Here is a 9,078-nt window from a genome sequence, read left to right as displayed (position 1 = left end):
TTGTTGTTTATCTACCAGAGCCCGGCCGCTGGCCGGGCTCACCCCTGAACGGACTTGTGGTCATTTATGGAAAAGTCGAAGTTGCGCAAAGTCGGTATGGGTCTGGCGTTGGTCGCGGTGGCGGGATTGGCGTTCTACGCGGTGCAGGCACCGGCCGAGGCGCCGCAATACCTGACCGCCCCGGTTGAACGCAGTGACATCGAAAACGCGGTGCTGGCCACCGGGTTGCTCGAAGGCATCAAACAAGTGGACGTCGGTGCGCAGGTGTCCGGGCAGTTGAAGTCGCTCAAGGTCAAGGTCGGCGACAAGGTGAAGAAGGGCCAGTGGCTGGCGGAAATCGATCCGCTGGTATTGCAGAACACCCTGCGTCAGGCCCAGGTCGATGAGGAAAACCTGCAAGCGCAAAAACGCGCCACTCAGGCTCAACTGAGGCAGACCAAAGCGATTTACGAGCGCTACAAGAACTTGCAGGACGACGCGTCGATCTCGCGCCAGGACTTTGAAACCGCCGAGTCGGACTATCAGGTACAACAGGCCAATCTGATGTCGCTGGACGCGCAGATCAAAAGCGCGCACATCCAGATCGACACGGCCAAGGTCAATCTGGCGTATACGCGGATTGTCGCGCCAATCGATGGCGACGTGGTCGGCGTGGTCACTCAAGAAGGGCAAACGGTGATCGCCAGCCAACTGGCGCCGGTCCTGCTGAAACTGGCGGATCTGGACACCATGACGGTGAAAGCGCAGGTGTCCGAAGCCGATGTGATTCACATCGCCCCGGGCCAAGAAGTGTATTTCACCATTCTCGGCGAGGACAAACGCTACTACGCGAAATTGCGCGGCACGGACCCGGCGCCGCAGAACTTCCTCGAAACGCCACCCGCCGGCACGCCGAAACAAAGCAGCGCGGTGTTCTACAACGCCTTGTTCGAGGTGCCGAACCCCGACCATCGTTTGCGCATTTCGATGACCGCGCAGGTGCGCATTATCCTCGACACCGCCAAGTCGGTGCTGACCGTACCGGTGGCGGCGCTCGGCCCGCGCAATGCCGATGGCAGCTTCCCCGTGCGCGTGCTCGACGCCAAGGGCCACGCGCAGTCGCGCAATGTGCAGACCGGGATCAACAACAACGTCAAAGTGCAGATCAACGACGGTCTGGCTGAAGGTGATCGCGTGGTCATCGGTGATCCGCTGACGAATGTGGCGGGGGCCTGAGCATGACTGAGCCACTGCTACAGCTCACCGGCATCACCCGCAGTTTCACCGCTGGCGACCGCGAGTTTCTCGCGCTGAACAACATCAATCTGACGATCAATGCCGGGGAAATGGTCGCGATCATCGGCGCCTCGGGCTCGGGCAAATCGACGCTGATGAACATCCTCGGTTGCCTAGATTACGCCACCGCTGGCAGCTACAGGATCAACGGCCAGGAAACCCGCGATCTGGACAATCAGGCGCTGGCCGAACTGCGCCGTGACTACTTTGGCTTCATCTTCCAGCGTTACCACTTGCTGCCGCATTTGAGCGCGATGCACAACGTCGAGATGCCGGCGATTTACGCCGGTACGCCGCAGCTTCAGCGCCATGCCCGCGCCCGCGAGTTGTTGGCGCGACTGGGTCTGGAAGGGCATTTGACGCATCGGCCGAGCCAGCTCTCCGGCGGTCAGCAGCAGCGGGTGAGTATCGCCCGGGCGTTGATGAATGGCGGCGAGGTGATCCTCGCCGACGAGCCGACCGGCGCACTCGACACGGTCAGCGGCAAGGAGGTGATGCGCATCCTCCTGGAGCTGCACGCGGCGGGCCACACGGTGATTCTGGTGACCCACGACCCGAAAGTCGCGGCCAACGCCGAGCGCATCATTGAAGTCAGCGACGGCGAAATCCTCAGCGACCGCGCCAACGAGCGCGACACCACGCACCTGCTCAGCGATGAACCGGTGACGCCGAAAGCCACTGCCTCTCGACGTCTTGTTGCCAGTCTCGGTTTGTTCAAAGAAGCGTTCGCCATGGCCTGGGTGGCGTTGATTTCCCATCGCATGCGTACCTTGCTGACCATGCTCGGCATCGTCATTGGCATCACCTCGGTGGTGTCGATTTCCGCAGTTGGGGAGGGCGCGAAGAACTACGTGCTCAAGGACATCGCCGCCATTGGCAGCAATACCATCGATGTCTATCCCGGCAGCAGTTACGGCGACAAACGTGCCGCCGCCATCGAAACCCTGACGCCGGCCGATGTCACCGCGCTGAATCAGTTGTATTACGTCGACAGCGCCACGCCGATGATCGGCCGCAGCCTGTTGCTGCGTTATCGCAATATCGACCTCGACGCGCAGGTCAACGGCGTCAGCGACCAGTACTTCAAAGTGCGCGGAATCAAGATGGCCGCGGGCATCCCGTTCAACGAAAACGATGCACGGCGCCAGGCGCAGGTGGTGGTCATCGATCACAACACCCGCCAACGTTTGTTCGGGCAAGACGTGGATCCGTTGGGTCAGGTGATCCTGATCGGCAACCTGCCGTGCACAGTGATCGGCGTGGCCGCGCAGGATAAAAGCCTGTTCGCCTCGGGCAAGACCCTGAATGTCTGGGTGCCTTATGAAACGGCGGCCGGGCGGGTATTGGGTCAGCGTTATCTGGACAGCATCAGCGTGCGCATGAAGGACGGCCAGCCGAGCAAAGTCGTGGAAGAGCACGTTACTCAACTGTTGCTGCAACGCCACGGCACCAAGGATTTCTTCACCAACAACCTCGACAGCGTCTTGCAGACCGTGCAGAAAACCAGCCGCTCACTGGCGTTGCTGCTGTCGCTGATTGCGGTGATTTCCCTGGTGGTCGGCGGTATCGGGGTGATGAACATCATGCTGGTGTCGGTGACCGAGCGTACGCGGGAAATCGGTATTCGCATGGCGGTGGGCGCGCGGCAGTCGGACATTCGTCAGCAGTTTTTGGTGGAGGCGGTGATGGTGTGCCTGTTGGGCGGGGCGATCGGGATTTCCCTGTCGTATGCCATCGGGCATTTGTTTTCGGTGTTTATCAAAGAGTGGGAGATGGTGTTTTCGCTGGCGTCGGTGCTGACGGCGGTGGTGTGCTCGACGTTGATCGGGATTGTGTTTGGCTTTGTGCCGGCGCGGAATGCTTCGCGGCTTGATCCGATCGAGGCTTTGGCGCGGGATTAAAAGCGGCCCCTCACCCTAGCCCTCTCCCGGAGGGAGAGGGGACTGACCGTGGTGTTTGCTGAAGATGCACCGACGTGAACTACCGAGTCGAACTCAGGTTTTGAACAGCACAAAGATCGACTCCCAAGCCAAACTCAGGCTCGAACCCAACCAAGATCGGCCCCCTTTCCCCCTCGCCCCCTTGGGGGAGAGGGCTGGGGTGAGGGGGGAATCCTACTGACACACCGCAAAACCTGAAACCACCACCATCCAGTTTTTCCATCAATAAACACAACGCCGATTGCCCGTTTAAATTACACGACCCGTTACGTCATGCCGCCTACAACACCTTGCGTCGTTACCTACGCGTACGCCAGAATCCGCCGGCTTACGCGGCTATGGGTCGGGATATATCGTTTGCCTGTCACTGCAAATCAGTGATCGGGTTTGGTAGCCCGCTTCGGTACCGCCGTATGGCGCCACCTTATGCAGTCTCTTTTTTGCGGCTGCGTTTTATATGGTGGACATGCGTGGGGCTCATTCATGAGCGCCGGGTTTCCGTATCGACCGGTCTACCAACCCGCGCATGGCCGCCACCTTCGTTTGGTAGCGAAAGTGATGGCTCCGGTTAATTTCGATACGAGACTTTATCTATGTTCAAAGCCACACCCAACCCACCAGATACCGATCCAATCCCCTACGACGCCGCACTCGAACCTCAAAACATCAAAGAGGCCACAGAACGGGCGATCAATTTCTACCTCAACCCTTCCGCGCTCAAAACCTCAAAACCCACCCGCAAAACCGGCAAGATCTACCTGATCGACCCCACCATCGACGACGAAACCCTGCTCGTTGAAGCCTACGAATCGTTGTCATCGGCCAGTGACATGGCCACGCCCTATACGCCCAACGCTATGTTCCGGGTCAACCCGCAAACCGATACCGAATCCCTGCTGGCAAACGCCTGTGAATCGCTGGCCTCGGCCTCGGTCATGTTGTGTGATTTTGCCGGGATGCTGGAGGGGCCGCATCGCTAGACCTTGCTGGGTATTGCGCAAGTGGTGATGTTGGGGGAATTGGCGGTGAATCAGGCATTGGAGGACGTCGCGGGAGTGCCCTCACCCTAACCCTCTCCCAGGGGGAGAGGGGACTGACCGAGGTGTTCTTTCGAGCTACGCCGACCTGAAATATCGCGTCGAACTCAGGGTTTGAACAGCACAAAGTTCGGCTCAAAAGTCGAACTCAGTTTTGAATTCAATCGAGATCGGCTCCCTTTCCCCCTCGCCCCCTTGGGGGAGAGGGCTGGGGTGAGGGGGTAGATCCAACTGACCCACCCAAATACCGAAGGCGTCGCAATCCCTGCGTATCAAGCCGCACTCGACGCCAACGCCTCCAACGGCGAATACATCCAGCGCATCAACGAATGCCGCCCGCTGATCCCCAACTTGATCGCCGCCCGTTTCAGATAGCTCTCCACGGTGTTGACCTTCAGCGCCAACTGCTCGGCCAATTCCGGCGCCGTGCGCCCGGCGAGCAGGCCGACACACACTTCGGTTTCGCGGTTCGACAGGCTCAGCCCCAGTTGCTCCAGACGCTCGTCAAAGCGCAGGCGCAAGGTTTCCAGGCCGTTGCCTTCGGCTGACTCGGGTGGGCTTTGTGGATCAGGGTTGGCCGGTTGCAGGGCGTTGATGTGTTTTTCCACCATCGGCAGCAGCACCGGGGAGATGTCCTGCAACAGGCTGCGTTCCTGCGCGGAAAAGCGCTGCGACTCGTCGTTGCGATACACCGAAATCACGTAGCGGTAGCCGTCCTTGCGCCGGGTCAGGTGCAGTTGCGAGGCGTCCGCGCTGGTCGCGGCCGGCGGATTCTGTAAATGGTGGGCCGCCGCACTGTGTTCGGAAAATACCGTTTCGGCGAGCAGGGCCGGCTCTTTCAGCGGCTCAGGCTCGCTGCGGCTCGACGCGCGGCCCACCGGTTCGACACGCATCTGCCGGATGTGCGTGGCGTCTACCGCCAGTTGCGTCAGGATCAGGTCATGCAGCATGCGCGAAAAGTGCCGGCTGCCGGTGCTGGCAATGACCTTGCCGATTTGGGGGAACAAGTGTGAGTTCATATGCGTGTCATCCCTGAGAAGCGTTAATTCAAAAACGTCTGCAGCACTGTCGACGATCTCCTTGGTCGACGAAATACCGCAGACTTGGATCCTATCCTAGTACAACGTTTGAGCGACGGTTTAATGAAGGTGTTATTAGCTCATAACCGCGATGTCGGGTTGTTTGCCCTGTGAGCACCAGCGATTACGGCCCTGTTGCTTGGCTTGATACAGGCAGGTATCGGCTGCTTTCAACAGGGTCGCCGGGGTTACCGTGTCATCGACTGGATGCCAAGTGGTAATCCCGGCGCTGGCGGTGACATAGCCCAATGGATGCCCGGCGTGCTCCAGTTTCAGTGCGCGGATGGCCTGCAGTATGTCTTCGGTAACCTGAATGGCGCCGGCATTGTCGGTGTTGGGCAACAGCACGGTGAATTCTTCGCCGCCGTAGCGCACCGCCAGGTCGCTCGGTCGTTTGACCGCTTGCTGGATCGCCTGCCCGACAGCGCTCAGGCAATCATCGCCCGCCGCATGGCCATACTGGTCGTTGTAGCGTTTGAAGTGGTCGACATCGAGCATGATCAATGACAGCGCGGAACCCTGTCGCCGCGCCAGGCGGATTTCGTCCATCAGCGCGTTGTCCAGGCGTCGGCGGTTGCCCAGTCCGGTCAGGCTGTCGGTCAGCGCCATGTCACGCATGGTCTGGTGCGCGTAGCGAATTTCCCGCTCCATGGCCATGCGCTGGCGCAACTGGTGCAGCACGACCAGGCCGAAACCGCTGAGCACCAAAATCAGAAACACCAGCACGAAGCCGTTTTTCAGCAAATCCTGCTGCCACGGTTCGATGATCGAGTCCCGTGAAAGCCCGGCCTCGACCACCAGCGGATAGGTGGTGAGCGCGCGATAGCCATACAACCGCTCAGTGTCGTCGACCACCGCGCGGACTTGCGCAATACCGGCGTTGGCGTTGGGCAGGTAGACCTTGAAGATCTCGCTGTTGGCCAGGCTTTTGCCGATCACCGAGGCGATGAACGGCCGGCGCACGAGGATGGTGCCGTCGCGTCTGGCCAGCACCAGTGCGCCTTTGTCATCGATCCTGAAGTCGCCGTAATAGTCGACAAAGTAGCTGACCTTGACCGTGCCCAGCAGCACCCCGGCGAACGAGCCATCGGGATTGTTCAGGCGGCGGGAGACGGGAATGATCAGGTCATGGGTCGATCGGCTTTCCACCACATCACCGATGCGCACCTGCCGATCATCATGGCTGCGGTGATATTGAAAGTAATCGCGATCGGCATTGTTGGCGGTCTCGGGCGTGACCTCCTTGTCGGTAACGATCCACTGCCCATCCGCGCCGTAGATGAACAAGCCATGCAACTGCGGCATGATTTTCGATTGCTGCACCAGCAGTTTGTGGATCCGCGGCACGTCGAGGTTCTGCAGTCCATCGCCTTCGATCCGCTCACTCAGGGCGGCGGTCAGCACATCCATTTGCCGAATGGTGTCTTCGGCATGCTGTGCAGTGGCGCGGGCCAGGTTGGTCACCGAATCGCGCGCGGAGGCGAATGCAGCGCGATAGTCGCGCCAGGTGCGCCAGCTCTCGACCGTCAGAAAGGCCAGTACCACCACCAGCATAAAGCTGACCGTAAGGCGGAATGTCGAGCCAGCGCGCAAGGCGTTACGGGCAGAGGCGGCTCTGCTTGGGTCTTCGGTGTTCGGCTCTGGCGGGCGGCGTCCGAGCATGAACATCTCCTTTTTTCATACGTAATGCATCGCAACAGTATGACAAGGATTGCCGAGAAGTTCGGAAAGGAGGGTGCGCTATCGTTGAATTGTCCTGTTTGAGTGGACGGTGAAACGCTTTTCAGCCGATTTATCCCGTCCTTGTGGGTCAGTAATCTGTACCCAACTTGAACGCAACAACAAATTCTAAAACTCAAAAGGGAAGCAGACCATGACCACTCCAACCTACAACCGCCTCAACAAAGACGACGCCATCGTGCTGCTGGTCGACCACCAGACCGGCCTGATTTCGCTGGTGCAGGACTTCTCTCCAAACGAATTCAAGAACAACGTGCTGGCCCTGGCTGATCTGGCCAAGTTTTTCGAACTGCCGACCATCCTCACCACCAGTTTTGAACAAGGCCCGAATGGCCCGCTGGTGCCAGAGCTGAAAGAGATGTTCCCGGACGCGCCGTATATCGCTCGCCCAGGCCAGATCAACGCTTGGGACAATGAAGATTTCGTCAAAGCGATCAAAGCTACCGGCCGTAAGCAGATCATCATTGCCGGCGTGGTGACGGATGTCTGCGTAGCGTTCCCGACCTTGTCGGCGCTGGCAGAGGGGTTTGATGTGTTTGTGGTCACCGACGCGTCTGGCACCTTCAACACCACCGTGCAACAAGCCGCCTGGAGCCGCATGACGCAGGCTGGCGCACAGATGATGAACTGGTTCTCGGTGGCGTGTGAGTTGCACCGCGACTGGCGCAACGACATTGAAGGTCTGGGCAACCTGCTGTCGCAGCGGATCCCTAACTACCGCAACCTGATGAACAGCTACTCGGCGCTCACAGCTCAGCAAAAGTAAGCGAACGCGACCCGACAAAAGCCTGCCCTCAAAGCAGGCTTTTGTCGTGTCTGCGCTTTAAAGCGCTGGCAGCGTTGCGATGGCGTTACTTCAGGTTATGGCTGAAGAACTCGGTCAATTTGGCGAAGGGAATCAGGTTGACCCGGTCGTACAAGTCGACATGGCCGGCCCCTGGAATGATCAGCAGCTCTTTGGGCTCGGCCGCGCGCTGGTAAGCGTCTTCACTGAATTCGCGGGAGTGCGCCTGAGCGCCGGCAATGAACAGCAGCGGGCGCGGGGAGATGCTCTCGATGTCATTGAACGGGTAGAAGTTCATGAACTTCACATTGCTGATCAGCGTCGGCATGGTGGTGGTCTGCGGCGAAGCGCCGGCCGGCGTGACCTGACCACGCGGTGTGCGGTAGAAATCGTAGAACTCGTCACCCACGGCGTTGCCGGTGAGTTTGAGCGGTGTGCCGCCGGTGTAGCGGATCGGGCCGCCCCAGAACTGCGCGTTACGCTGCTGCGCCGCCTGTTCAATGATGGATTGGCGTTGCGCTAGCGTGAGCGAATGCTTGAGGCCGTTACGGTTGGCGGCGCCCATGTCGTACATGCTGACGGTGGCAATCGCCTTCAAACGTGGGTCGATCTTGGCGGCACTGATGGCGAAGCTGCCACTGCCGCAAATACCGATCACGCCGATACGCTCGCGATCGACCAGTGGGCGAGTGCCGAGAAAGTCCACCGCTGCGCTGAAGTCTTCGGCATAAATGTCCGGTGCAACCGACTGGCGTGGCAGGCCCTCGCTCTCGCCCCAGAAGGACAAGTCGAACGACAGCGTGACGAAGCCTTGTTCGGCCATTTTGGTCGCGTAGAGATTGGCGCTTTGCTCTTTCACCGCGCCCATCGGGTGGCCGACGATGATCGCGGCATTTTTGGACTGCGGGTCAAGGTTCTTCAGGCTGAACAGATTGCCTGCGACCTTCATCCCGTACTGGTTCTTGAAGGTGACCTTTTCCACGGTCACTTTATCGCTGGTGTAGAAGTTGTCTGCGCCGTTCGACATATCGGCTCCCATGGCTGAAAAAGTACTGAAGAGCAGCCCGAAGGCCAAGCAAAAACCTTTCACTGGAATGTCCTTGCGATTGAGGGTTTATTCGTCTGAGCCTGTGCCCGAACATTCTCTCGATCAGCGCCTCAGCGCCGAAGTGCATTCCTCTGGATTGCTTGCCTGATCCACTGAATCTGGATTTTCAACGCCG

The 9,078-nt window shown here is 59.3% G+C and carries 7 protein-coding genes; 4 read left to right on the top strand and 3 right to left on the bottom strand.

Features of this window, described 5'->3' with window-relative positions:
* The first annotated feature begins 66 nt into the window (after positions 1–66).
* The 3 genes from macA (at position 67) to HU718_RS17925 (ending at position 4,195) form a co-directional block, all read left to right on the top strand.
* Positions 67–1,215 (top strand): macrolide transporter subunit MacA, encoded by a 1,149-nt coding sequence (gene macA / locus HU718_RS17935; RefSeq protein ID WP_102899161.1) that lies wholly within the window; start codon positions 67–69, stop codon positions 1,213–1,215.
* Positions 1,216–1,217: 2 nt separating this feature from the next.
* Positions 1,218–3,176: a MacB family efflux pump subunit gene (locus tag HU718_RS17930; RefSeq protein WP_186614919.1), complete on the top strand. Its 1,959-nt coding sequence runs from the start codon at positions 1,218–1,220 to the stop codon at positions 3,174–3,176.
* Positions 3,177–3,808: 632 nt separating this feature from the next.
* A complete protein-coding gene (locus HU718_RS17925) occupies positions 3,809–4,195 on the top strand; it encodes a DUF6124 family protein (RefSeq protein WP_225936810.1) in 387 nt (128 codons plus the stop codon).
* Between the two features lie 329 nt (positions 4,196–4,524).
* Here HU718_RS17925 and HU718_RS17920 read toward each other — a convergent pair whose 3' ends face one another.
* Both HU718_RS17920 and HU718_RS17915 read right to left on the bottom strand, forming a co-directional pair.
* Complete coding sequence (locus HU718_RS17920; RefSeq protein WP_186614922.1) at positions 4,525–5,271, bottom strand: response regulator transcription factor; 747 nt, start codon at positions 5,269–5,271, stop codon at positions 4,525–4,527.
* Positions 5,272–5,406: 135 nt separating this feature from the next.
* Positions 5,407–6,993 carry a sensor domain-containing diguanylate cyclase gene (locus HU718_RS17915; protein ID WP_186614925.1) on the bottom strand — a complete coding sequence of 529 codons (1,587 nt, stop codon included), beginning with the start codon at positions 6,991–6,993 and terminating at the stop codon, positions 5,407–5,409.
* Between the two features lie 211 nt (positions 6,994–7,204).
* Here HU718_RS17915 and ycaC point away from each other — a divergent pair, with 211 nt between their 5' ends.
* Positions 7,205–7,837: an isochorismate family cysteine hydrolase YcaC gene (gene ycaC, locus HU718_RS17910; protein ID WP_007916011.1), complete on the top strand. Its 633-nt coding sequence runs from the start codon at positions 7,205–7,207 to the stop codon at positions 7,835–7,837.
* Between the two features lie 85 nt (positions 7,838–7,922).
* Here ycaC and HU718_RS17905 read toward each other — a convergent pair whose 3' ends face one another.
* Positions 7,923–8,945: an alpha/beta hydrolase gene (locus HU718_RS17905; protein ID WP_186614927.1), complete on the bottom strand. Its 1,023-nt coding sequence runs from the start codon at positions 8,943–8,945 to the stop codon at positions 7,923–7,925.
* Positions 8,946–9,078: the final 133 nt, after the last annotated feature.

The organism is Pseudomonas tensinigenes (genome assembly GCF_014268445.2).
GTDB lineage: Bacteria > Pseudomonadota > Gammaproteobacteria > Pseudomonadales > Pseudomonadaceae > Aquipseudomonas > Aquipseudomonas tensinigenes.
The sequence above is the reverse complement of the archived record's forward strand: the minus strand, read 5'-3'. Positions and strand labels throughout refer to the sequence as shown.